Source organism: Aeromonas sp. sif0611 (genome assembly GCF_019218845.1).
GTDB classification, from domain to species: Bacteria; Pseudomonadota; Gammaproteobacteria; order Enterobacterales; family Aeromonadaceae; genus Aeromonas; species Aeromonas media.
The window spans coordinates 20,007-45,500 of record NZ_JAHUWU010000008.1 but is presented as its reverse complement, the minus strand read 5'-3'; the positions used below and the strand labels follow the sequence as shown (position 1 = coordinate 45,500).

16 protein-coding genes are annotated in these 25,494 nt (G+C 65.0%); 5 read left to right on the top strand and 11 right to left on the bottom strand.

What is annotated here, in order from left to right:
• Positions 1-4: 4 nt before the first annotated feature.
• A complete protein-coding gene (locus KW824_RS17010; protein WP_218410513.1) occupies positions 5-1,225 on the bottom strand; it encodes a DEAD/DEAH box helicase in 1,221 nt (406 codons plus the stop codon).
• Between the two features lie 224 nt (positions 1,226-1,449).
• Here KW824_RS17010 and KW824_RS17005 point away from each other — a divergent pair, with 224 nt between their 5' ends.
• Positions 1,450-3,390 (top strand): alkyl/aryl-sulfatase, encoded by a 1,941-nt coding sequence (locus tag KW824_RS17005; protein ID WP_371316624.1) that lies wholly within the window; start codon positions 1,450-1,452, stop codon positions 3,388-3,390.
• A gap of 11 nt (positions 3,391-3,401) precedes the next feature.
• Complete coding sequence (locus KW824_RS17000) at positions 3,402-3,932, top strand: hypothetical protein (protein WP_218410416.1); 531 nt, start codon at positions 3,402-3,404, stop codon at positions 3,930-3,932.
• A 77-nt stretch (positions 3,933-4,009) separates the two neighbouring features.
• On the opposite strand, the gene tpx is transcribed toward KW824_RS17000, so the two are convergent.
• The gene (gene tpx / locus KW824_RS16995) at positions 4,010-4,513 is read right to left on the bottom strand and encodes a thiol peroxidase (protein ID WP_043128839.1); all 504 of its coding nucleotides are present in this window, start codon (positions 4,511-4,513) and stop codon (positions 4,010-4,012) included.
• Positions 4,514-4,736: 223 nt separating this feature from the next.
• On the opposite strand from tpx, the gene KW824_RS16990 reads away from it, so the two are divergent.
• Complete coding sequence (locus KW824_RS16990) at positions 4,737-7,127, top strand: zinc/cadmium/mercury/lead-transporting ATPase (RefSeq protein WP_218410415.1); 2,391 nt, start codon at positions 4,737-4,739, stop codon at positions 7,125-7,127.
• A 195-nt stretch (positions 7,128-7,322) separates the two neighbouring features.
• On the opposite strand, the gene pulA is transcribed toward KW824_RS16990, so the two are convergent.
• Positions 7,323-11,384 carry a pullulanase-type alpha-1,6-glucosidase gene (gene pulA / locus KW824_RS16985; protein ID WP_218410414.1) on the bottom strand — a complete coding sequence of 1,354 codons (4,062 nt, stop codon included), beginning with the start codon at positions 11,382-11,384 and terminating at the stop codon, positions 7,323-7,325.
• Positions 11,385-11,651: 267 nt separating this feature from the next.
• On the opposite strand from pulA, the gene KW824_RS16980 reads away from it, so the two are divergent.
• On the top strand, positions 11,652-12,065 hold the full coding sequence (locus tag KW824_RS16980) for a hypothetical protein (protein ID WP_218410413.1): 414 nt from the start codon (positions 11,652-11,654) through the stop codon (positions 12,063-12,065).
• A gap of 40 nt (positions 12,066-12,105) precedes the next feature.
• On the opposite strand, the gene dmeF is transcribed toward KW824_RS16980, so the two are convergent.
• The gene (gene dmeF / locus KW824_RS16975; protein WP_218410412.1) at positions 12,106-13,065 is read right to left on the bottom strand and encodes a CDF family Co(II)/Ni(II) efflux transporter DmeF; all 960 of its coding nucleotides are present in this window, start codon (positions 13,063-13,065) and stop codon (positions 12,106-12,108) included.
• Positions 13,066-13,136: 71 nt separating this feature from the next.
• Between dmeF and KW824_RS16970 the strand changes: the two genes are divergently transcribed.
• Positions 13,137-13,412 (top strand): metal/formaldehyde-sensitive transcriptional repressor, encoded by a 276-nt coding sequence (locus tag KW824_RS16970; RefSeq protein ID WP_005326467.1) that lies wholly within the window; start codon positions 13,137-13,139, stop codon positions 13,410-13,412.
• Positions 13,413-13,440: 28 nt separating this feature from the next.
• Here the strand turns inward: KW824_RS16970 and bcsC are convergent, their stop codons facing one another.
• Genes bcsC through bcsG form a run of 7 tightly spaced genes read right to left on the bottom strand, consistent with a single transcriptional unit; the run spans position 13,441 to position 25,315 of the window.
• Positions 13,441-16,884: a cellulose synthase complex outer membrane protein BcsC gene (gene bcsC / locus KW824_RS16965; RefSeq protein ID WP_218410411.1), complete on the bottom strand. Its 3,444-nt coding sequence runs from the start codon at positions 16,882-16,884 to the stop codon at positions 13,441-13,443.
• The gene (bcsZ, locus tag KW824_RS16960; protein ID WP_256351412.1) at positions 16,869-17,978 is read right to left on the bottom strand and encodes a cellulose synthase complex periplasmic endoglucanase BcsZ; all 1,110 of its coding nucleotides are present in this window, start codon (positions 17,976-17,978) and stop codon (positions 16,869-16,871) included. The genes bcsC and bcsZ overlap by 16 nt, the downstream gene beginning before the upstream one ends.
• Positions 17,979-17,981: 3 nt before the next feature.
• On the bottom strand, positions 17,982-20,204 hold the full coding sequence (bcsB, locus tag KW824_RS16955; protein WP_256351411.1) for a cellulose biosynthesis cyclic di-GMP-binding regulatory protein BcsB: 2,223 nt from the start codon (positions 20,202-20,204) through the stop codon (positions 17,982-17,984).
• Positions 20,204-22,771 (bottom strand): UDP-forming cellulose synthase catalytic subunit, encoded by a 2,568-nt coding sequence (gene bcsA / locus KW824_RS16950; RefSeq protein WP_218410409.1) that lies wholly within the window; start codon positions 22,769-22,771, stop codon positions 20,204-20,206. Before bcsA ends, bcsB begins: the two co-directional genes overlap by 1 nt.
• Positions 22,765-23,433 carry a cellulose biosynthesis protein BcsQ gene (gene bcsQ / locus KW824_RS16945; protein WP_218410408.1) on the bottom strand — a complete coding sequence of 223 codons (669 nt, stop codon included), beginning with the start codon at positions 23,431-23,433 and terminating at the stop codon, positions 22,765-22,767. The genes bcsA and bcsQ overlap by 7 nt, the downstream gene beginning before the upstream one ends.
• On the bottom strand, positions 23,430-23,660 hold the full coding sequence (gene bcsR, locus KW824_RS16940) for a cellulose biosynthesis protein BcsR (protein WP_371316623.1): 231 nt from the start codon (positions 23,658-23,660) through the stop codon (positions 23,430-23,432). The genes bcsQ and bcsR overlap by 4 nt, the downstream gene beginning before the upstream one ends.
• Before the next feature lie 8 nt (positions 23,661-23,668).
• Complete coding sequence (bcsG, locus tag KW824_RS16935) at positions 23,669-25,315, bottom strand: cellulose biosynthesis protein BcsG (protein WP_218410407.1); 1,647 nt, start codon at positions 25,313-25,315, stop codon at positions 23,669-23,671.
• Between the last annotated feature and the right edge of the window lie 179 nt (positions 25,316-25,494).

The window sequence follows — 25,494 nt, the reverse complement described above, 5'->3', positions numbered from 1 at the left end:
GCCCCTAGGCCTTGCCCTTGAACTGCCTGACGCTGCGCTTGGCCTGGGTGCGGCGGTTGGCCTGCTTGTCCCGGGGGGCCCGCGTGCCCTCCCCGCTCGCAGGCTGGTCGGTCACCGGGAAGCCCTCAAGCCCCTCCAGCGGCAGCGCGCGACCGGTCAGGGTGCGGATGGCCGCCAGCGTCTCGGCCTCACCATGGCAGACCAGGGAGAGGGCGAGGCCTTTCTGCCCGGCGCGGGCGGTGCGGCCGATGCGATGCACATAGACGGGGGCATTGGCAGGCAAATCCAGGTTGATCACCACGGGCAGCGCCTCCACGTGGATGCCCCGCGCCATCAGATCCGTGGCCACCAGCACCCGTACCTTGCCCCCCTTGAAATCGGCAAGCGCCTGCTCCCGCGCCCCTTGATCCTTCTCGCCGTGCAGGGCGGCCACCGCGATGCCCGCCTTGGCCAGCTTTCTGGCCACCCCGTCGGCATCGTCCCTGGCGCTGATAAACACCAGCACCTGGGGCCAGTCTTGCGCCTTGAGCAGGCTGATCAGTGCAGGTACCTTGCTGCTCTTGTTGACCAGATGGAGCCGCTCCTCGATCTCGCTCACCAGACTGTTGAGCGGATTGGCCTCGATCCGGATCGGGTTCGTCAGTAGATCGGTAGCCAGGCTCTCCAGCTCGAGGGGCAGGGTAGCGGAGAACAGCAGGGTCTGTCGCTCCGTCGGCATGGCATTCAACAACCACTGGATATCGGGCCAGAAGCCCATCTCCAGCAGGCGATCCGCCTCATCCAGTACCAGAGTGCGCAAGTTGCTTAAGCCCAGCCGCCGCTGGGCCAGCAAGTCCCGCAGTCGCCCCGGTGTCGCCACCAGCAGTTGCGGCCCCAGGGCCAGCTCGGCCTGTTGCTGCTCCTGTGGCACGCCGCCACACAGGGTCAGGGTGCGCAGCCCCAGCGCCTCGGCCACCCCTTGCAGCGCTGCGTTCACCTGGGTAGCCAGCTCCCGGGTCGGCACCAGCACCAGCCCCTGTACCCGATCGGAGGCCGCGTCCAGCCCCTGCAGCAGTGGCAGGCCGAACGCCAGGGTCTTGCCGCTGCCGGTCTGGGCCAGCGCCAGCAGATCCTGGCCCGCCAATGCCACTGGTATTGCAAGCTGCTGGATGCGGGTCGGGGTATTCAGCTCGGCAGGCAGTGCAGCCAGCAGGGTGGGATGGAGGGAGAGTTCGTTGAAGGTCATGGGGCTACGCGGCAAGAAGAAGTGGGAGGCGAAGTCTAGCCAGAGCCATCCCATAAGTAAAAAATTCCTTCCGTCCTTCCCCATAGAACCTCAGCAAAGCACTGACCGAAGCCTAACGAAGACGCAGCAGCGACGATCCTGTATTAAAGTTCTTGGGTTGTTCCATTCAAGGAGTGAGATCGATGACAGCCGCCAAAGCCCCTACCAAACGCCTGTTGACCCTGATGATTGCGGCCTTGTGTCTTCCCCCCGGCACAGCCTTCGCCCTGGTCGATACCAAACCGGCCACCGAGAGCACCATCAAGGCCAACGAGGCCGTCAAGGCCAGCCTGCCGTTCAACGACAAGCAGGACTTCACCGATGCCAAGCGGGGCTTCATCGCCAAACCGGACACCCTGACCATCAAGGATGACAAGGGCAACGTTGTCTGGGATCTGGAGCAGTACAAGGCCTTCATAGGCCTGGACAAGGCAGCCCCCGATACCGTCAACCCCAGTCTGTGGCGCAACGCCCAGCTTTCCATGCAGTACGGCCTGTACAAGGTCACCGATGGCATCTATCAGATCCGTGGTTTCGATCTCTCCAACATCACCTTCATCAAGGGCGACAAGGGCTGGATCGTCTTCGACCCCCTCATTTCGCCAGACACCGCCAAGGCAGCCCTGGCCTTCATCAACGAGAAAGAGGGCAAGCGCCCTGTGCTGGCCGTGGTCTACAGCCACAGCCACGTTGACCACTATGGTGGCGCCGCCGGGCTGTTCAGCACGCCGGAGGAACGTGATCAGGCGCAGATCATCGCCCCGGAAGGCTTCACCGAACATGCCGTCTCCGAGAACGTGATCGCAGGCAATGCCATGGGGCGCCGCGCCGTCTACATGTATGGCGCCCTGCTGCCCCGCAATGCCCAGGGTGGCGTCAACGGCGGTCTGGGCATGACCACCTCCACCGGTCAGCCCTCTTTGATCTTGCCCACCAAGCTGATCGCCAAGACGGGTGAAGAGCTCGACATCGACGGCGTCAAGATGGTCTTCCAGATGACCCCTGGCACCGAAGCACCCGCCGAGATGAACACCTGGTTCCCGCAACACAAGGCGCTGTGGATGGCGGAGAACACCACCAACACCATGCACAACATCCTGACCCTGCGCGGTGCCCAGGTACGGGATGCGCTGAAGTGGTCGACCTATCTGAATGAAACCATCGAGACCTGGGGCGACCAGGTCGAGGTCAAGTTCCAGAGCCACCACTGGCCGCGCTGGGATAACGCCAACATCATCGATTACTTCAAGAAGCAGCGCGATCTCTACAAGTACATCCATGACCAGTCGGTACGCCTGATGAACATGGGCTACACGGGCGAGGAGATCTCCGAACAGATCAAGCTGCCGCCGGAGCTCGAAAACTTCTGGCCGAACCGTGGCTACTACGGCACCTTGCGCCACAACAGCCGCGCCATCTATCAGCGTTACATGGGCTGGTATTCGGGCAATCCGTCCGATCTGGACAACCTGCCGCCGGAAATGGTGGGCCCCAAATACATAGAGTTCATGGGGGGCGAAGCCGAGGTGCTGAAGAAGGCCAAGGCCTCCTTCGACAAGGGGGAATATCGCTGGGTCGCCGAGGTGCTCAAGCATCTGGTGTTCGCCAACCCCGACAGCAAGGAAGGCAAGCTGTTGCTGGCCGATACCCTGGAGCAGCTTGGCTATCAGGCCGAGTCCGGCCCCTGGCGTTCCGTCTACCTGCAGGGTGCCTATGAACTGCGCAATGGCGTACCGAATGCAGGTGGTACCAACACGGCATCACCCGATACCATTCGCGCCATGCCGCCCAGCATGCTGTTCGACTATCTGGCGGTGCGTCTGAACCCGGAAAGAGCAGCGGGCAAGAAGATGACCATCAACATCGACTTCACGGATATCAATGAGAAACACTCGCTGAATATCGAGAATGCGGTGTTGAACCACAGCACCCGCTATGCCGACAAGCCGGATACCACAGTGACCCTGACCAAGAAGGTGCTGGATGACATCCAGCTTGGACAGACCACCCTGGAGCAGGAGATCGCCAGCGGCCAGGTCACGATCACCGGGGATGCCAAGCAGTTCAGCGAGTTCGTCGGCATGCTCGACAAGTTCAACTTCTGGTTCAACATTGTGATCCCCTAGGTGGTGAGGCCATGAACAGACTTGCGATCAGGCTGCTGCTCTGCACCCTGGCCACGGGGCCTCTCCCCGTGGCCATGGCCTGTGGCTATGACGCCATCTACCCAAATCCCTTCGAGCAGCGCTGGCCTGGTTCACTCGATGTCGCCATGGCCACGGCGGCGGCCATTTCGGATCGGAAACTCGACCCTGTGCCCAAGATAACCGGGCCAGATGGGTTCAGCCGAAGCTACCAGTGGCTCAACCAGCTGAAAGGCTCGCTCAAAGATGGCGAATTGCCGGGCAATGTCTCCATCCTGTTGGTGGACTCCGGGCTCTGGTCCAGGGTTCGGGGCAAGGAGAGCCTGCTGTTGCAGACCCACACCGAGGGGCCCGCCAGGCAGGACAGGATAATGCTGACCAGCGAGGCGGGCATCAATGCCCTCTTGTCCGGCCAACTCTCTGCTGCGCAGGCAACCGAATTGGGTTTGCTGGTGATCCAGGACGATCCCGATGACGCCTTCCTGAAGCACCTGAACAATGCCCTCGCTCTGCACAACAGTTAGTCCAAGCCATTGACGACACATAAAAAAGGCCCGCCAATTGGCGGGCCTTCTCTTGTTCAGCGCTTGGCTGTCGGCACTTAGGCCAGAGCGGCCAGGGCAGCGGCGTAGTTCGGCTCGTCGGCGACTTCGGCCACCAGCTCGCTGTGCAGCACCTTGTCGTGCTCATCCAGCACCACGATGGCACGGGCAGCCAGGCCCACCAGGGGACCGGAGGAGAAGGCCACGCCGTAGTCCTGCAGGAAGGAGACGCCACGCAGGGTGGAGAGGTTCACTACCTTGTCCAGCCCCTCGGCGCCGCAGAAACGGGCCTGGGCGAACGGCAGATCGGCGGAGATGCACAGCACCACTGTGTTGCTCAGGGCGCTGGCCTGCTCGTTGAACTTGCGTACGGAAGTGGCGCAGGTCGGGGTGTCGACGCTCGGGAAGATGTTCAGGATCTTGCGCTTGCCGGCGAAGGTCGCCAGGGTCGCATCGGACAGATCGCCAGCAACCAGGGAGAAGGGCTTGGCCTGCTCACCGGCAACGGGGAAGTGGCCGGAGACGGAGACGGGGTTGCCTTGCAGGGTGACGGTATTGCTCATGTTAGGTCCTTGATTATCGATGGGGGATCCAGGGTTCCCAGTATAGGCCCAGCGGCAGGGGACAAACACCCGCTAACAAGAGGGATTTGTTGCGGCCCTGTCTCGCCTGTCCCGCCTGAGTGGGAAAGAGAAGGGCTTGACCTTGGACTTAGCACCAAGGTTTACACTGGGCTCAGACATAGGCGATCCCGCAGGGGCGGGATCCACTCAAGAGGGACTCATCATGAGCAAATCCTGCTGCAGCCATTCCCATGCCGCCCCCATCAAGGCCATCGGCAAGGCCACCCCCTATCAGCACATGCACGACAGCCACTGCTGCGACAAGGTCGCCTCTGCCAGCGGTTGCGCCAACCCGGCGCCCCAGGATCACCAGGCGCACGGGGTCGACGAGGGACCCGGGGATGAAGACCCCCCCAGGGGTCGTGACGCCGGAGGCAAGCCTTCCCATCCACACGACCATGATCATCGCGCCCATGGAGCAGTGACCGAGGGCCCTCTGCCCGCCCCGACCCGCGACAGTCGCCGCCACAGCTGGCAGGTGCTGGGGATGGACTGCCCCAGCTGCGCTCGCAAGATAGAGACGGCCGTCAACCGGGTCGAAGGTGTCACCCAGGCCCGCGTGCTGTTCGCCACCGAGAAGCTGGTGGTGGATCTCGCCCCCGGCTTCTCCCCCGACCCTGTCACCGCCGCCGTGCTGGCTGCAGGCTTCCGGCTCAAGGGGGCAATTCAACCCGGGGACGACAGCGCCAAACGCCGCAGCCCACAGATGGCCATGCTCACCAGATATTGGCAGCCTCTGTCGCTCGCCGCACTGATGGGGGTGGCCGCCCTGCTGCCGGCCCAGCTCGGCCAGCCGCTCTTTACCCTGGCGACACTCTGGGGGCTCTGGCCCGTCGCCCGCAAGGCGTGGGCATTGACCCGAAGCGGCTCCCCCTTCGCCATCGAGACCCTGATGACGGTGGCGGCGCTCGGCGCCCTCTTCCTCGGGGAGACCGCCGAAGCGGCCATGGTGCTGCTGCTCTTCATGCTGGGGGAGCACCTGGAGGCCTACGCCGCCGGTCGCGCCCGCGCCGGGGTCACCGCCCTGATGGCCCTGGTGCCCGACAAGGCGCTGCGCATCCGCACCACTGCCGAGGGCGAGGTGCGGGAAGAGGTTGGTGCCGATGAGCTGCGTCCCGGCGATATCATCGAAATCGCCCCGGGTGCCCGCCTCCCCGCCGACGCCCGTCTGCTCGATGAGCTCGGTGCGTTTGACGAGAGCGCCCTGACCGGCGAATCCATCCCGGTGGAGCGCCGTCAGGGGGACAAGGTGCCCGCCGGCAGTCTGGCGGCGGATCGGGTGCTGCGCCTGGAGGTGGTCTCCGAGCCCGGCAACAACGCCATCGACCGCATCCTGCACCTCATCGAGGAGGCCGAGAGCCAGCGCGCCCCCATCGAGCGCTTCATCGACCGCTTCAGCCGCTGGTACACCCCGGCCATGATGCTGGTCGCCCTGCTGGTGATGCTGGTGCCACCGCTGGCCTTCGGCCAGAGCTGGGACGAGTGGATCTATCGCGCCCTGGCGCTGCTGCTCATCGGCTGCCCCTGCGCTTTGGTGATCTCCACCCCGGCGGCGGTTACCTCGGCCCTGGCGGCGGCAACCCGGCAGGGGGCCCTCATCAAGGGCGGGGCGGCCCTGGAGCGGCTGGCCCACATCGATACGGTGGCCTTTGACAAGACCGGCACCCTGACGCTGGGCAAACCGCAGCTGACCGACTTCATCAGCCTCAATGGCCAGCCACAGACCGAACTGCTGGCGCTGGCCGCCGCCATCGAGCAGGGATCCCACCACCCCCTGGCCCGCGCCGTGGTGGCGGCAGCGAACGAGCAGGGGCTGAGCCTGGCCACAGCAAGCGATCTGCGCGCCCTCCCCGGCATGGGGGTGGAGGGGCGCATCGACGGCACTCTCTGGCAACTGCTGGCGCCAAGCCGGATTGACTCGCTGAGCAATGACCTCAATGCCCGGATCGCCACCCTGGAGCGCCAGGGCAAGACGGTGGTGGTGCTCGGTCAGCCTGATGCCGCCCCGGCAGCCTTGCTGGCGCTGCGGGACCAGATCCGGCCGGAAGCGGCGGCGGCCTTGCAAGAGCTCAACCAGCTCGGACTGCAGAGCATCATGCTGACCGGCGACAACCCGCGCGCCGCCGAGGCGATCGCCACCGAGCTGGGCATGGACTGGCGCGCGGGCCTGCTGCCGGAAGGCAAGGTAGAGGAGATTGGTCTGCTCGCCAGCAGCCGCAAGGTAGCCATGATCGGCGACGGCATCAACGACGCGCCGGCCATGAAGCGGGCCAGTATCGGCATCGCCATGGGGGGCGGCACCGACGTCGCGCTGGAGACCGCCGATGCGGCCCTGACCCACAACCAGCTCGGCGGCCTGGTCGCCATGATCCGGCTGTCGCGGGCGGCACTGGCCAACATCCACCAGAACATAGCGCTGGCGCTGGGGCTCAAGGCCATCTTCCTGGTCACCAGCCTGCTCGGCATCACAGGGCTGTGGATTGCCGTGCTCGCCGATACCGGCGCCACCGCCCTGGTCACCGCCAACGCCCTGCGCCTGCTGCGCAAGCGCTAAGCTGGCCGTTAACGGTACAACCAACAGCCGCCCCAGCAGGGCGGCTTTTTTATTGCCTCGCCCACCACGACAAAGAAAAAGCGCGGCTGCCGGTCGGCAGTCGCGCTTTGCTTACTCTCTCGGAGTTATCCCACCCTTGGCGAGGTGGAATTCAACCCTGGGGTGCCGAGTCAGCCCAGGGCTCGATGGGGTTGCTTACTTGGCGCTGCACTCCTGGACGATGACGGTACCCACCTCGCCAGAGGTCTTGGTCGGATCGACCTTGACCAAGAAGCTCCACAGGCCCTGGGCCAGAGTCATGCTGTTGTTGCCCATGCCGCCATCGCCGTGCTGCAGCGGATAGGACTGCTCAGGCTCCAGGGCGATCAGGGTGCCACCGGCATCCTTGACGAAGAACTGCTTGCTCCAGTTGCCGTCGTCGTTGGCAAACTTGAAGTCGAAGCTGCCCGCGTAGTTGAAGGCGGCCTGATAGATGGCGAGATTGCCCTCCATCCCCTTGTAGTTCAGCTGATAGGTCGGCTGTGCGTTCCAGTCGCTCAGACTGCCGCGCACATAGAGCGGGAAGCCGAGCGGATTACCGGCGACGGTATCCAGCACCTTGCAGCTCTGCACCGGCTCGGTGTAGCTGACGCTCAAGGTCGGCTTGTCCTTGTTCATGGCGGTGAAGACGAACTTGTAGCTGCCCGCCTTGTCGACATTGAACGGCAGATCCCCGCCATTGGCACAGAGCGCACTGACCTGGCCGGTCGCCAGCTGGTCAGTATCACTGCACTTGCCGTAGTTGACGGGACCACCCCAGTCGCTGCCGGCGATCTTCACCTGAGTCGTTCCCAGCTGATCCGTCGTCACGTCGGTGGTGAACTCATAGGTATAGTTGCCACTGAAGTTCATCTTGTTGACCGGATCCCAGGCCCCCAGGAAACCGCGGACAAACACCTCGGTATCACCGAAGGGAGGCAGGGTGCTCAGATCCGTCTTCTTGCTCACCGGCAGGCCTGCGCCCTGGGCACCGTTCTGCGGCTTGACGAAGACGGCAGCAGACCAGGCTCCCAGGGTCAGCTCACCGTTCCCCACGGCAGCGCCACTGGCGATGCTGTCGACCCCGCGATGCTTACCACTCAGCACCATGCCGGAGAGGTCGATGGGCTGATCGTCGCCGTCACGGAAGTCGCCGATGGTCTGGCTCTGGCTGGTGGCGTTGATCATCACCACCAGACCGTCGATGGCCGGATCCAGATCCGCGCCAGCCTTGCTGCCATCATCCACCGTCATCACGATGAGGCCCGGGGTCTGATCCGGCCCGGTGTTGCGGAAGTCGACCCGCTTGATCACCTCGGCACCGCTGCCCAGACGCAGCAGGCGGGAGGATTGACGCAACTCGGACAGCTCCTGGTAGAAGCTGACCATCTGCTGCATCTCGGCCGAGCCCGGCTTGGCGTGCTGGCCGAGCACCTGCTCGATCAAGGGGTAGTTGTCGCCGTCTTTATCCTTGCGTGGCAAGCCTTTATCGAAGTTGTTGTCGCCGAGGGTGTAGTCGACCCGGTTGTACCAGTCGCCGGAGTCATAGCTGTCCCGCTCCATGGACTTGGAGCGCAGCAGTTCGACCCCGGCATGGGTGAAGGGAATGCCCTGTCCCAGCATGGCGGTGGCCAGCGATACCCCTTGCATCCGCACCAGATCGGCCCCTGCTGGCGCCTTGTAGACCAGGTTGTCGAACAGGGTCTGGTTGTCGTGCTTGTCGACATAGTTCTGGATTTCGGTCGGATCCTGGGCATAGCCCGCGCTCTGACCGTTGTAGTCGATGTCTGCCCCCTTCTTCGGCACGCCATCCTTGTCGGTCAGCACGAACTCCTTGAGGTTGCCCGCCATGCCGAGGCGCACCAGGTCGGACTGGTGCAGGGCGGTGGCGAGATCGACGCCGTCCACCTCGTTGGCATCCACCAGGGCGCCGTTGCCGAAGCCCTGGGTCTTGCGGATGGCGTCACCGCCGTCGAACGGGCTGCCGCCACGCACCGCATCCCGCAGCCGGTCGGAGAAGGAGCCGATACCGGTGCCAGCCAGGTGCTTCTGGGTCGCCTGCACGAAGCGCTTGTCATCGGCAACCTCGCCAAAGTTCCAGCCCTCGCCGTAGAAGTACATGTCCGGGTTGACCTTCTTCACCTCGGCCAGGGCCTGCACCATCTGATCTTTCGGGTGGTGGCCCATCAGGTCGAAGCGGAAGGCATCGATCTTGTAGTCTCGCGCCCAGGTGACCAGGGAGTCATCCATCAGCTTGGCGAACATGGCGTGTTCCGGCGCCGTGTTGGAGCAGCAGGTGGAGTTCTCCACCGAGCCGGTCTCCGGGTTCAGACGCTGGTAGTACCAGGGCACTATCTTGTCGAGCACGGATTTGGGGCCGAGGCCGGCCTCGTTGGTGTGGTTGTAGACCACGTCCATCACCACGTTCATGCCGATGTTCTGCTTGATGGCCATGACCATCTCGCGGAACTCCTTGATCCGGGCCGTCCCTTCCGCATTGGTGGCGTAGGAGCCTTCCGGGGTGGTGTAGTGGTATGGGTCATAACCCCAGTTGAAGGAGTCCACCCCGCGCAGATAGCCATACAGCTCCTGCACCACAGGGTTCTCCTTGCTGTCGCTGGCTTGCAGATCTTCCAGCACCGCCGCGATGGTCTCACCGCCGCCGCAGTGGCTGGCGAACTTGGAGTTCTTGACCTCGGCGTTGACCTCGCACAGCTTGCTGAAGTCATCGCTGATGTTCGCCACCTTGGCCGGATCCTCGTTGACGGTAGCGATGTCGAACACCGGCAGCAGGTGCAGGTGACTGACGCCGCTCTTGGCCAGGGATTTGAGGTGAGTGACGGGGACGCTGTCGGGCTGGGTCAGCCCGAGGAACTTGCCACGCTTCTCTTCATCGGTCGAGGGGTCATTGCCGGTCAGATCCCGGACATGGGCCTCATAGATGGTGATATCGGCGGGATTCTGCTGGCTGTGGGGCGCCTTCAGGCTGTCCCAGCCATCGGGCTTCAGGGCAGGATCGTCGAGATCCACCACCTGACTGAACTCGGAGTTCATGGCCAGGCTCAGGGAGTAGGGGTCGGTCACCTGGTAGGATTCCAGCTTGCGGCTGACCGGATGATAGACCTGGATGTCATAGCGATAGTATTTGCCCACCAGATCGCTGCCCCCCTGCACGCTCCAGCTGCCGCTGGCCTCGTCCTGTGTCATGGCGCGCTCGCCGATGGCGTTGTGCTGCTCGTCGAACAGCGCCAGTTTGACCGACTTCGCGGTCGGCGCCCACAGCCGGAAGGTGACATTGCCCCCCTCCACGATGGCGCCGTAAGTCAGCTTGGTGGCCGCTTCGCTGTAGAGGGCATCGAGGGCACCGGCGCTCTGCACCAGGGTCGCCCCCTGCAAAATGCCGTCGGCATCGGTGCCGATGGCCACCAGTTCTCCCTTGAGCAGGGGCTTGAGGTCTTTCCCTGACGGCAGGGCAAAAGCGGCGGCATCCTTGAGGTGCGGATACTTGGCCTGCTGTTCGGCACTGAGGCTGGTCGGGGTCAGCTTGAGGTAGGGGAAGTCGAATACCCCTTCGCCGTTGGCGGCTATGGTGCCGGACTCGGTGTAATAGAGACGGACATGGGGCTTGTCCTTGCCCCCTTGCCAGATCAGGGTGTTGCCGTCGATCAGGTGGGCACTGGCTCCCGCCACGCCGAAGGCGGCGGTGAAGGCCTCGGCACGGCTGCCGAAGATCTCGTTCTTGCCCGCGACGATGGCCACGGTGCGATCCGGGTGATCGCTGAAGATGACCTTCATGTCGCTGCCGGTCAGGTTCGCCAGATCGCCGTTGCGGGCAATGAAGTTGATGCAGCCTTCCATCTTGCTGAGCGGCACCACCCAGGCCGGGCCGAAGCTGTCTGCCGCTGACGGCGTCTTGCTCTTGTCATCCCAGCCTGTATTGAGACCTGCCTCTGCCGTTGCGTTGCAGGCATCGTTGTTCCACAGGTGCAGGCTGTGACCCGCGAAGGGACCGTCGACGCCACGGGCCGCGCTGCTCTGGGTGTCGACCAGGGCGATCACCGCCTGATTGGGACCGGCCACCAGTTGCTCGGCCGGAGGTTGCACATTGGGCAGACGAGCGACGGGCTCATCCTGAGGAGTCGGAGGGGTGGAGGGTGAAGAACTGTTGTCGTTACAGCCTGACAAAAGCGCGAGCAGTGAGGCTGTTACCAGCGCCACCTTGGTCTTTTTCATATCCATTTTTTTATAATTCCCGCTGTAGTTGGTCTCGATACTCGAGGTACCCGGTCGTAACCGAGCGATGCCATATTAATCAGCGGAGATTGTTGTAAATGTGAGCGGCTGGGCAAAAAAAACCAACCTGTTTCAACAAGATAACGTTTTCATAACGAAAATTGGATCGCGCTCACAGACCCGCCCCCGCTTTGGGCCCATACCAGCAGAACGACGGGTTCATGCCGGAAAAAATCAATTTCCGATCAAATGGATAGCAAGGAGTCATGACCTATGAAACGGATCGAGGAGCAGGCGAAGCGGCTGGATCAGGAGTATCAGGGGATTGCCCAGCTGTTTCACCAATTCTGTCAGCAGGCCGGGGGACTCGCCGAGCAGTATCACTTCTTCAGCTGGCCCGATTACGAAGAGACGCCGCCCCTCTGCCGGGCCTTCACCCTGCTGGGTGAGCCGCGCGAACTGCGGCTGCGCTGTCAGCCCGGTGAGCGGGGAACCCTGATCGGCATCATCCAGATCCTGGATGACGAGGGAGCGACCCACGCCAGCCTGGGCTTTCGCGCCGACGGTCACCTGCTGCTGGAACCCGGCCGGCTGCTGGATGACCCACCAGGGCTGCTGCTCAAACTGATGCTGGACTCACTCTGGCAGGATCAGGCCAAAGGGGAGAATGAACGCCCGCCGCACTGAATCAAGGCCCCGGGATAGGCACCGGGCGCCATCCTACTTCCTATCCCTGAGCGATTTCGATGGTCAGGTGCACCAGCTCCTCGTGGATGGCGAGCCGTTCACGGATCGCCTGTGCCGGGATGGGGACCGCCATCCGCAGCGACAGCACGGCCGCATATTGCACCTGCCCCACCCGCCAGACGTGCAGATCGCGGATCTCGGCGTCAGGCAGCTCGGCTATCACCTCGCGGATCTCCGCCACCAGGGGGGCATCCATCTCCGCATCCAGCAACACGCGACCCGTGTCCCTCAGCAACCCCCGGGCCCAGATCGCCACCAGCACGGCCCCCACTATGCCCATCAGGGGATCCAGCCAGTCGGCTCCCCACAGCATGCCCCCCACCAGCGCGAAGATGGCCAGCACCGAGGTCGCCGCATCCGCCAGCACATGAAGATAGGCGGCACGCAGGTTCAGATCCTGATGGCCGTGGTGGTGATGACCATGATGGTCATGGTGGTCATGGTGGTCATGATGGTCATGATGATGGCCGTGACCGTGGTGATGGCCGTGATCGTCCTTGAGCAACCAGGCGCAGGCCAGGTTCACCAACAGGCCGCCGATGGCGATGCCGATGGCCTGCTGATAGTGGATAGGGCTGGGATCCAGCAGCCGGGCCACCGACTCGAACAGCATCAGACCCGCCACCCCCACCAGCAGCAGGGCGCTGCTGAAGCCTCCCAGCACCTCTATCTTCCAGGTACCGAAGCTGAATCTGTGATCCCGGGCGAAGTGACGGGCGGCACGATAGGCCACGACGGAGAGGCCGAGGGCAAGGGCGTGGGAGCTCATGTGCCAGCCATCCGCCAGCAGCGCCATGGAGTTGTAGAACCAGCCACCGCCGATTTCCGCCACCATCATGATGAGGGTGAGCAGTACGGCCCAGCGGGTTTTCTGTTCGGCCAGCGGATTCCCTTCATGAACGACGGGTTGCTGGCAGTGGGATGAAGCGAGGGATGACATGAATTTCTCCTGAGAGCGACAATGCAATATACTATACCCCAGTATAGTTTTAATGCGCGAGAGGATCCTGTATGTCACACACGGTTCACGACAAGAAGAAGCTGCTGGCACGGGTCAGACGCATCAAGGGACAGACCGGCGCCCTGGAGAGTGCCCTGGAGCAGGAGACGGACTGCGCCGCCATCTTGCAGCAGATTGCCGCCATCCGCGGTGCCGTCAACGGCCTGATGCTGGAGGTGCTGGAAGGCCACATGCGCGAGCATCTGGGGGCGGCGGAAGCGACCCCGGCCGAGCGGCTGGAGGATCTGGATCAGGTGGTGAGGGTACTGCGCTCCTATCTGAAATAAGGGCGCCCGAAGAAATCGGGCGCTCCTGTCAGTCGAAGTCCGCGTAGGGAGTCAGCGGTCGGGGTGGCATGTCGAGATCCCCCTGCCAGGGCTTGAAGGTGTAGCGCAGGAAGAGGGTGGCATGGCTGGGGGCATAGTCATCCGCTTGCTGGATGTCGATCCGCCCGCCGATGCGCCAGTGCTCGGTCAGGCGGTGCTCCACCATGGCGTTCAGGGTATAGCCGAAGCCGCTGCTGCTGCCCCCCTGCACCGGCGCATTCCTGTCCGGCAGTCCGGTGGGTAACAGGCCTTCCAGGGGGTAGCGGCGACTGTCGTCGGTACGGGAGCGGGACCAGGATCCCGATCCCCCCAGCTCCCATGACCAGTCAGGGGTGCGCTGCCGGTAGCTGACCGGCACCGAGAACGAGAAGTACCCTTGCGGGCTGTAATAGCCCCCCTGCCCCAGGGTGTAGCCGCTCAGATCCTGCTGGTAATGCCACAGCATGGTGCTGAGCCCCACGCTGGCCCGGCGGTTCGTCTCGTTGATGAGTTTGTAGTAGCCGCCCCCCATGAGCCGGGTGCGCCAGTTGTCCGGCACGTTCTTGCCCGTCAGCAGGTGTTGCTGGGCGCTGCCCCAGAAGCCGACGGCGCCCCCCAGATCATGGCTGAGATCGAGGCGAACCCCGTTCGCCCGCACCCCGCCCCAGCTGATGCCGGTCCCCGGATCCACCGTGCCCGCATAGGAGAGCAGCGAGCTGCTGACAGGCCGCCGGGAGAGGGTGAGCCCCCACCCCAGCTCGCGCCAGTCTCCCGTTACCGTCGCGCCACCGACCCAGTCCACCACCTCGAAGCCGAGCGGCGTGGTGCCGAGATCGAAGGCCCAGGCCCCCTTGTGCCAGCCCGCCGCCAGGGTGGTGCCCCGGCTCTGCTGATGTTCCTGCCCACTGCAATCACGGGCGGCGCAGGTGCCGAACTCCTCCCGGTAGGGAGAGGCCGGCAGCCGGCCCGCATCCATGTCCACCAGCTCGAGGCGGCCAAAGGCGGTGCCGCCAGCCAGGGGGGTATCCAGTTGCACCATCTGGGTCAGGGCCCGCAGGTCGGAGACGCCGCCGGTACCGCTGGACCCCCAGTAGTCGCTGTCGAGGGAGACAGTGGTCTGCTGCTGTCGATAGTGACTGTCCAGATCCCCGCGCAGCCCGGAGGCCAGCCACTCCTCGCCGTCACGGCTGCGGGCGAGCGCGGTCAGGGCGCCCTCATCCAGATCCTCGCGGGGAGAGAGGCCCGCCGCCACCAGCCCCTTGCGATCCCGCGCCAGGGCCCCCTCGGCGTCGCCGGTGGCGAAGCGCTGACGGGCGGCATCCCGCCAGAACAGGGCCGTCTGCTGGGAGGCCGGCTGCGTCGACACCAGGGGTTCGTAGCCGGTGAAGATGGCCCGCGCCGTCTCCCCCTCCCCCAGCGCCTGATAGAGGTTTGCCACCCGGCGGTAGTAGTTGAACTCGTCCGCCGGCAGCGGGCTGACCGGCCAGGCCGGCAGCCAGTGGCGAGCCTCAGCCACATCTCCCCTGGTCTGGGCCAGCTCAGCCATGCCAAGCCTGGCCTCGGGCTGCTGCGGCGCGTGCGCCAGCACCGCGCGGTAATGGCGCTCTGCCCCGGCGACATCCCCCCGCTCCGCGGCCCAGCTCGCCAGCATCAGGGTCACCTCATCATCGGGCTGCAACGGCTGCAGCAGGCGCTCGGCGCCCGCCTCATCCCCCTCCAGGTGCAGTTGCCTGGCGTTGGCCAGCCGCTCGCCACGGGCGAGGCGGCGATCCAGTTCCTGCATGTCAGCCGACCAACGCGCAGCCGGCACTTCGGCCAGCACGGCGCGGGCCTGAGATGACTGATCCTGCCCCGACAGGTAGAGGGCAGTGGCGTAGCGCAGGCTGTCGTTCTGTGGTTGCGCCGCCAACCGCCCCCGCAGCAACCGCTCCCCGCCAGCAACATCCCCGAGACGGGCCTGGGTGGCGGCGACCCGATAGGCCAGCCAGACATCATCCGGCAGCAGCCGCAGCGCCTCCTGGCGCTGGGTCAGGGCCTGGGGCAGCTTGCCGGCCTTGTCGAGCTGATCGGCCTGCTCCTGCAACAGCTCGGCCTTGAGCCGCTTGCCCTCGGCCTGCAGGGCTGCACTCCCGTGTTGATCCAGCAGGGCCAGTGCCCGCGCCGGATCCTGCCCCTTGTAGAGATCGAACAGCCGGGCCAGGGCCCGATCACGGGCGCCCGGCATGGCGAAGGCCTTGCGATAGGCGAGCTCGGCCTCGCCGTCGCGATGACGACCCCGCTCACTGTCTCCCAATCCGAGCCAGGCTTCAGGCTCCTTGCCATCCAGGGCGATGGCGCTGCGATAGCGGGTCGCCGCCGCCTCCCATTGCTGCTGCGCCAAGGCCTGGGAACCCTGGTTGACCAGCAGCCAGTAGCGGTTGGTGGTCAGCAGGCTGGCCCACTTGTCCTTGTCGGTCACATCGGGATGGCGCAGCACCCGCTCGAACTGGGTGATGGCGAGCGCGCGCTGATCGTTGCGGGAATAAGCCTGACCCAGGGCCCCCATGAGTTCGGGATCCCCGGGATTGACGGCGAGGGCCCGCTGCAGCTCGGCGATGGTGGCCCCGCCGCTGGCGGTACGGACCAGCGCCAACTGACGGGAGCGATAGGCCGGAGAGGCCCACTGCGCTTCCTGGGTCGCGAGCAGCGCCTCGGCCTTGTCGGCCTCCATCTCGGTACTGAAGAGGGGGATGTATTGCTTCAATTCGTCGATGCTCCGGGGGCCGACCGGCATGGCCTCGATGTCAGCGAGCCAGATCGCGGCCGCCTCCCCGCGGCTGTTGTCATCCTGCGCCATCTCGCGCAGCAGCCCCAGAGCCTGCTGGCGCCGCCCGTCGGCCAGGTAGTGGCGGACCAGCCCGCTGCGCACCCGTGGCTCACCCGGATATTGCCGGTTCAGGCTCTCCAGCGTCGCCATGCCCTTTGCCTTCATGGCGGGGATGCGCATCTGCAGCAGGGCATATTCCACCGCCACCTCGAGATTGGGGGGCCTGTCCCCCGCGAACAGGCTTCGATAGAGACGTTCAGCCTCCTCCAGTCGACCGGCGCTGGTCAGCAGCCTCGCCTGTTGCAACTGCTGGCGCCGGGCCGGATCGCTCAGGGCGAGATTGGCCATGCCCTGGCGATAGAGCGCAGAGTCGGGATCCTGCTTGCCGAGCCGGGCGAGCAACTCCCCGGCCTCCCTGGTCTTGCCCTGACGCAGGGCCTGGCGCGCCTGGGCCGCCAGCAGTTCCGGGTGATTGGGCTCCACCAGGGAGAGGGAGTAGAGACTGTTGCTGACGAGATCCTCCCGCCCGCGGGCCTCCCCGATCCGGACCTGTTCCAGCAACCACGACACCGGTTGCACCGCCCCCTGAGCCAGGGTACCGCCCATCAGGCCGACGAGCAGGCAACCCAGGGTCAATCTGCTTGGCATGACTCGCTCCAGCCTGGTTGCAGGGTGCCGTCCGCGGCGAAGCGATAGCGACCCTGATCCCAGCCGGCACCAAACAGGGTCAATACGCTGCCGTAATAGGCGTCGGCCTGCTCACCATGCCGTTTCACCTGCTCACGCAGGGTGGCCAGCATCGGCTGTCCCTGAGAGAGGGGCAACAGGGCGGCGGCAAAGCCGGCCGGTCCCCGCCCCTGAGCCTGGCCGCTCCGGGTGTCGACCCGCTCGGGAACGGCGCCAAGGGCCGCCGTGCTCTCCAGCATGGGGGTGAAGTGTGCCACCAGGGGCGCCTTGGCGGGATCCTCGTCGTTCAGCATGCCGAGCCAGAGGTAGACGCGGATGGCGTCATAGCTGCCCTGGGGGCCTTTGTCCGTCGTCACCTGCCACCCCTTCTCCCCCTGCCAGTCAACCCAGTCGGGGGCAAAGCCCAGGGGTGCGCTCTCCTGCAGCAGCCTCGGCAGTTGCCCACGCATCTCGCGCCAGGGCCCCTGCAGCGCCGCGAAGCGGGCCAGCAACTGGGGCGGCAGGTAGCTCGGGTTCAGGGTCCAGCGCCCCTCCCCTGTATAGCCGTGGGCGCCGGGCAGCAGCACGGGGCCGAGACCGGGGACGGTGGCGACCTCCTCCCGGGCGATGCGCCGCAACAGCAGGGTGCCGATGGATTCGTAGCTGTGGTTGTCCCACAGACGGCCCGCCTCGAGCAGGCTGTAGGCTATCCAGAGATCCGAGTCGGACGCGCTGTTCTCGTCCAGCACGCCCCAGCTGCCATCTTCTCGCTGACCCCAGAGCCAGGAGGGCAGGAAGCCGGTCAGATCCCCGCGGGCGAGCCGCCGCTCGGTCCAGTCGAGCAGACGGGCGAAGGTCTCCCTGTCGTTGTTGACCAAAGCGAAGAAGAGGCCGTAGCTCTGGCCCTCGGAGGTGGTGATCCGCCGACCGTCGGCAGGGTCTATCACTCTCCCCTCCTCGCTGATGTAGTGCTGGCGAAAATAGTCCCACTCGGGCCAGTCACAAGCCGCCAGGGCAGGCAGGGTACACAGGGCCCAGAGCAGCAGGGCGCCACAGGCATTTTTCATCTGAGTCATCTCTTAGTCTTCCTTCAGGCGGCGACGGCTGGCACCGGCCAGCAGCACCCGCAGGCCCCAGCCCAGCACCAGCATGCAGAGCAGCGTCAGTCCGGCAAGGCGCAGCGGATACTCGGCAAACAGTTGCCAGATGCGCTCCCACCAGGGCAGATAGCCCACCTCATAACGATCCCCGACCGCCAGACTCTTCACTCCGGACTCCCGGATAATGGCCACCGACCCCGCGACCTGGCCACGCAGGGTGGTGTTTTGCAGGGTGTCGTTGAGCAGCTTGACCCCCGCCGGGCCGTCGGCCAGCAGGGCTACCAGGCTGCGTTGCTCGTGGGTCGGCGACTGCAGACCCAGGATGACGGCGATGGCGCGGTTGCCGGTCATGCCGACCCTGGCCTGAGGCTGGCGATCGGCCATGCTGTGCAGCAGATCCCCCTGATGCTGGCGAGTCGGCTCGTTGACCCAGCTGCGGGTGGACTGCAGCAGGGCATCTGGCGCCAGATCCCCCTGAAACTCCTCAGGCAGGGTGCCGATGAGCAGGGTATCCAGATCAGCGGTGCGGGCCTGCTCCCAATCATCCCGGACTCGCAGGGAGAGGGCCGGATAACCGGTCTCGGCCCCGATGGCCCCCACGGCATCGAGCAGGGTAGTGATCTGCGCCGGGTGCGGCCTGGCGGGCATGACCACCTGGCTGTCGGCGAGATCCGCCATCCGGCTGAACGGGAAGCCCGCATAGGCGAAGGCCCTGAGGTTCGGCATCTCGATGAAGTGGCGATAGCCGGTGAAGTCGATGGTTGAGCCCTCATCGATGCGTACCTGATGGGCGGGGGGCATCACCAGATCGCAGCGACCGTCCTCATTCCCCCCCATCATCTCCTTGGCATATTCAAACGAGAAGCTCAGGCTGTTGGCCTGAGTGGTCTTGAGCCCGGGCATGCGCAGCGCCGTGGCATCGTTATCGGCGGCGAACCAGAGCGGCAGGGTGAGCAACTGCTCACTCTTGGCCTCACCCGGTTCGAGCGGGAACGACTTCATGAACTGGCCGTTGACCGCTACATCCAGGCGGGAGCCATCTCGCCGGGTCGGCGCCGTATTGTGGTACTTGAGTTCCGTCTTGATGCCATTGGCACCTAGCAGATAGAGATCCGGCGGCAGGCGCAGCGTCAGGTTCATGGGCCAGAGCCGGCTGCCCGTGGCCTGCAGCTGGCCCGGATAATCCGTCAGCTCGTCGAACCGCATCTTGCGATCGAGCCGCACCCAGTTGGGGGCATCATAAGGCTGGCGCGGAGCCAGTGGCTTCACCTCGTCCACCAGCACGCTCTGACCCCGCAGCAGCACCTCTCCCTGGGCCAGCCCCCTGGCCGCAGTCAGCAGATCCTGCTGATCCCGTCCCAGGATCAGCAACAGCTTCACATAGGGGTTGTCGGGGGAGCTGATCATGTCGATGGTGGGCCCCTTCACCTTGGGGTAGTCGACCAGGAAATCGGGACGCGCGTCATTGGTGGCGAAGATCACCCCGTTGCGATCCGGCAACTGGTTGATGAGCACGGGGAAGTGCTGACCCCGCCACTGCGCCTTGGTACCGAACCAGGACGCCAGCACGGCCGCCGCCTGCTGCTGCAGGAGCGGAACAGTGCCGCTGAACACCATGGGCAGGATCAGCTTGCCATCGTCCCGCACGTCGAGGAAAGGCATGGGGAAGAAGGAGAGTTCGTTGCGCACCGGCAAGGTCTGCAGTTGCAGGTTCAGCTTGCTGTCCCGGTTGACGTTGAGCCACAGGGTATCGCTCGCCGGGTTCTCGCACACCTTCTGGTAATGGCCGACGAAGCTCACCTTGATCCGGTTGAAATCCTTGGCGTAGCGCGGATCCAGCTCGATGCGGGCATGGGTACGTTCCCCCATCTGCGCCTTGGTGAGGGCGGTAACCCCCATCAGCTCGTCATTGAGGTAGACCTTGATCTGGGAGAGCAGCGGCAACAAGGAGGGGGACGGGGTGAAGTCGAGATCCAGGCTGGCCCGGGTGACCACCTCGTCACGCCGCACGGTGAAGTCCGCCTGGCCGTCCGGTGCGTTGCCGCGCAGGGAGAGGGTGCCCGGGGTCGAGGACATCTGTTCGAAACTCAGCGCCTGACTGCGCACCGGCGCGGGCACGGGTGGCAGGGGGCCGCTGGCCTCGGCGGCCAGCGCACTCTGCGTCATCAGCAGCAGAGGGACAAGGTAGCGTTGTGGTTTCATCATCCTTTCACTGTCTGTGTGGTCGGAGCCCCGGACCGAAAACCCGGCGAGACGCGACGTGGAACGAAAGAGAGCAGCCAGCGAACCAGCTTCTCAAGCAGGATACAAACAAACCCTATGGGTGAGGCGCGCGCCAGGCGCCAGTAAGCCCCCCAGCCGAGCTGCGTGATGTCGAGCAGGCTGTGTAGCGGACGATCCTTGCCGAGGCGCTGCTGCCACAGGGACCAGGTGTCGGCCCGGGCAAAGGTGCACTGGATGAAGGCGATGTGCTCGGTCTGATCCATGGGCGCCAGCTCCAGCCCCAGCTTGCGGCCGAACACCCGCTGCACCTTGGCGGCGAAGGCCTGCTCCCGCTGGCCATTGCGCAGCAGCAACCAGACCCTGTCCTTGTCGGCCAGGGGCAGGGGATCCTCGAGCAGGACACCCACCCCGCCATTGGAGTAGTCCTTGACGGTGCAGGGGTAGAGGTGGCCGTTGGCCAGCTTGATGGCCGCCGGCATCACCATCTCCACCCTGGGATTGGTGCGCACCTGACGCGACTCGAACGCCACCGCCAGAGCCCCCCCCAGTATGGTCATGTTGTAGAGGGTCCACAGCATGCTGAGGATCAGGGTCAACACCTCGTCGGCCGGGCCGGTGGCGATGCGCCAGATGCCAAAGCCCAACCCGCACAGGTTGAGCAGGATCAGGATCAGATAGGGCCTGGAGACCGCCAGATCCAGATACACCTCCTCCGTCATGCCCCCCTTGGCGGTGACGTTGAACTTGCCCTTGTGGGGTGCAAACAGTGCCACCGTGGTCGGCCGGGCTATGTACCAGGCCAGCACCGTCTCGTAGACCTCGCCCCAGAAGGAGTGGCGCACCTTGCCCTGCAGCCGGGAGTTGGTCAGGGCGCTGTGGAAGATGTGCGGCAGCATGTAGAGGGCGATGGCCGCCGCCGGGGCGTAGATGATGTAGGCGTGCAGGATCAGAAAGGCGAGCGGCGCCGTCAGGAAGATGAGACGCGGTATGCCCGACAGGAAGTGCAGCATGGCGTTGAAGTAGCAGAGCCGCTGCCCCAGGTTGAGCCCCTTGCCAAACAGGGGGTTGTCCAGGCGCAGGATCTGCACCATGCCACGCGCCCAGCGGATGCGCTGCCCGATGTGGGCGGAGAGACTCTCGGTGGCCAGCCCCGCCGCCAGGGGGATGCGGATATAGGCGGAGGTGTAGCCAAGGCGGTGCAGCCGCAGCGAGGTGTGGGCATCCTCGGTGACCGTCTCCACCGCGATGCCGCCGATCTCGTCCAGCGCCGAGCGCTTGATGACGGCACAGGAACCGCAGAAGAAGCTGGCATCCCACATGTCGTTGCCATCCTGCACCAGACCGTAGAAGAGAGCCCCCTCGTTCGGCATCTTGCGAAACCGCTGCAGGTTGTGCTCGAACGGATCGGCGGAGAAGAAGTGATGGGGGGTCTGCACCACCCCGAGCCTGGGATCCCGGTAAAACCAGCCCACCGTCATCTGCAGGAAGGAGCGGGTTGGCAGGTGATCACAGTCGAAGATGGCGACCAGATCCCCGCTCGCCTGCCTGAGCGCATAGTTGATGTTGCCAGCCTTGGCGTGCTCGTGGGTCGGCCGCGCCACATAGCGGATCCCCGCCCCTTCGGCAAATTCGCGAAACGACTCCCGGCCCCCGTCATCGAGCAGCCAGATGGTCAGCTTGTCAGCAGGCCAGTCGAGCCCCATGGCGGCATAGACGGTGCCCTTGACGATGGCGAGATCCTCGTTGTAGGTGGGGATCATCAGGTCAACCCTGGGCCACTGGGCCGGGTCCGCCGGCAGCGGCGCCGGCGGGCGGTGCAGCGGCCAGGCCGTCTGCCAGTAGCCAAGCAGCAGCACCACCCAGGCATAGGTCTCGGCGGCCAGCAGCAAGAGACCACAGGTGAGGCTGAGGGGATCGAACAAGTCCAGGGTGGAGGTGTAGCGCCACCAGATGTAGCGGCAGGAGACGGTGAGGGAGAGCACCATCATCATCAACATGGGGTAGCGGCCCGGCACGGCGCGCAAAATGAAGGCCATGGCGGCCAGCAGCAGAACGAAGACCAGCTGCGCCTGCAGGGTGAAGGGCTGGGTAATGCAGAGCAGGGAGAGGATGCCTGCCACCACGCAGAGCAGCACGCTCTTCCAGCGCGCCTCGCGGGGGGTGGCCCTGGCCGCCGCCAGCCCCCTCTCCTCCTGCCGAATCAGCAGGGTGCCGAGAGCCTGGGTGCCCCATTGCCAGGCCCGTTGCCAGGAGGCGGGCCAGTGCAGGGGGATGGGCTCGGGGCGGCGCACTATGAGCCAGAGGCTCTGCAACAGGATGCGCAGGGGATCCCCGACGCGGGGCCGGGCCAGCTGGGGATAGAGACTCTGGGCGTGGCCCAGCACCCACTGCCAGCCATGACGCTCCAGGGGGAAGAGGGTCCAGGCCAGCAGCCACACCAGGGTCAGACCGGCGGACCCCAGCCGGGAGCCGCCCTGGCGGCGCAGTGCCTGGTAGCGCTGGGAGCACCAGAGGCCCGCCGTCGGGGTCAGCAGCCTGGCTAGCATGGGTCGGCGCCCTCGATGTCCAGGCACCAGCAGGCCAGGGCGCTCAGCTCGTGGGCGATCAGGCTGGTGGGAGCATAGCGACCCACCGGCTGCTTGGCGGCCATGGCCTCGGCCATCGCCTCGTCCCGATGCAGACGCAGCCCGAGCAGGGGCAACCCGCCCGCCTGCCAGAGATCCAGCAGATCCTGTTGCAGGGCACGGCGGCTGGTGAACTGGGTCACCAGCAATCGCTCCCCGTCCCCCCAGACATGGCGGTAGAGACGCACATGGCAGTTGGCGTCGGCATTGACTATGGTCAAGCGCTTGCAGGGCAGCCCGGGCAACTGGCCCATGGGCAGATCCAGCAGCACCAGATCATAGCCCTCGATGGCCTGCAGCCAGGCTCCTGCCGATGTCCCCTGCTGGCCGCCATGGGGCAGCAGATCCAGCCCCTCCTCATAGTGATAGAGTGCCGAACGCCACTCCCGCGTCGGGTCCGCCAGCCGGCTCCAGCCTCTGGGGTCGTCATGGGACAGGCCCAGGTGGATGCCAAGCAGGTTGTCATGACACAGATCCACCGCCAGCACCCGGGCACCCTGCTCCCGGGCCGCCAGCGCCAGGCCGGCGACCAGAGAGGTGGTGCCCACACCGCCACGGATCCCCTGCAACGCGACAAGATTCATGCTGGCCTCCCTGCGTCCGGCGCTGCCGGCCCCCTCAGGTCCAGCTCCGCCAGCAGCGGGAAGCGCTCACGCAGGGCGATGAGCCGCTCCCGGAACGCGATGTCCTGGTAGGAGAGATTGACGCCGAAGGCCTGCTGCACCATGGCCACGTCGCTCATCATGCCGCCTTCTACCGGCACCCCGAAGGGGGCCTGCGTCGCGGGTCGCCGCTCACTCTGCACGTCCACCTCCGGTGTCATTGGGGATAGGGGACCCAGTCCCCCTGCCCCAGCTTGATGTGGAACTGGTTCTGATACTCGAGCACGACAGCCCCCTGATTTTCCGAAACCGAAGGGGTCTCTGGCAGACCGCTCAGCAGTGCATCCCAGTCGATGGTGTCAGTGCCAAACACGTTGCCCCCCACCAGCCGGGACACCAGCTCGGACACCGCCAGGAAACTGCTGGGCGTGTCGATGTTGCGGGTTGCCTCGTGCTGCGCCCGGGTCCCCAGCAGGGCGACACCGACGGGCACCCGAGTGATGCTCGGGCTGGGAATGTCCCGCAGCCCGGGCATCTGCATCCTGTCGCCGGCCAGCGCGGCGCCGTGCTCAGGCACCACCACCACGGCCACCTTGCGACCGGATTGCTCCAGCGTCGTCATGAAGTCATCCAGCTGATCCAGCAGGGTCTTGAGCCTGGCCTTGTAGGGCGCTACCTGGCGGGTGGCCGCGTAGCGGTTGCCGTCGTGCAGTGCGATCAGGTTGAAGAAGGTCATGTTGCGCGCCGCCTGGTTCTTCTCTCGCTCACTCAGCCAGCGCCCGAACAGGGCATCATCCCGATAGATGGGTTCCCCATCGAAGGAGGCGAGATCATGGGCCAGCCCCTCCTTGCCCATGGGCGTGATGTCCAGCCCGGCGTACTGCTGCAGATCCTTCAGGTAGTTGCCAAAGGCCCCCGAGTGATCCATGGCAATCTGCTTGTCAAAACCGAGCCGGGCCAAGTTGTCGAACAGCAGGCACTGGCTGGGGGCCGTCACATAGAGCCCCTGGTGGCTGGTCTGCCCGCAACTGGCTCGCAGCAGACGGATGGAGCTCGGTCCGCTGTAGGAGGTCGCGGAGTTGAAGTGGTTGAAACGAATGTCGAAATGGCGCCAGACCGGGTGTTCGGTCAGGCCGCTGGCCTCCACGTCGCTCCAGGCCAGGGAGCAGATGTTGATGATCAGCAGATCGAATGGCGTCGCGTCGGCCGGCAGGGCGCTCGGGAAGCGCACCAGACGATCCTGCTCTTCCCGGTAGAAGTCGTCGAGATAGGTGTTGAGGTTCTCGTTGGTCGGCGGGGCGCTCTGATCCAGCTGCTCCGTCATCGACACCTGCCGTGGTGTGGACCCGGATTGAGGGGAGGTGACCGTGCTGGCCGCCACCGCATCCCGGGAGGCAAAGGGATCACCCACCAGGGGAGAGAGCCATAACCAGAGCAGGGCAAGCAGGATCCAGGGAGTGAAGCGCAGCCACTGGGCGATGAACAGATACAGGGTCAGCATCACGAAACCGGCGCCAACCATCTCCCAGTTGATGAAGCGCCCGAGCAGCTCCAGCCAGTAATCCAGGGTGAAGGAGAAGACCTGCCCCCCCTGGGCGCGAATGCTCTCTATCCCCGGCAGCCAGGTGTCGTGATAGAAGATCCCCGCGCCGATGGGCAGCGCCAGCCAGTGCCGGATGCGCCGCAGCCCCGCACTGGGCAGGGGAAAGATCAGGAAGGCGGCAAACACCAGATTGATCAGGGGGTGGAAATTGAGGTAACCAGCCCAGAGCAGGGCGAACTTGGCAAGGAAATAGATATTCCAGCCACCCAGGCCGTGCCAGTCCAGCCAGGGGGAAGCGGCATTAGAAACGTCTCGAGTCATCGGCGATGGGTCACCCGTTATAGTGGGGCCCCGCAACGGGACCCAGGCACACTGTCATGGTTGTCAGAAAAAACTCTATTTATTATGCAACTAATCACTTATCTCAGGTGGCCCCAAATGAGATCCGGGTAACCGGGTGACCTTCATGCCCGAGTACCATATTCACGGTATATGTTATC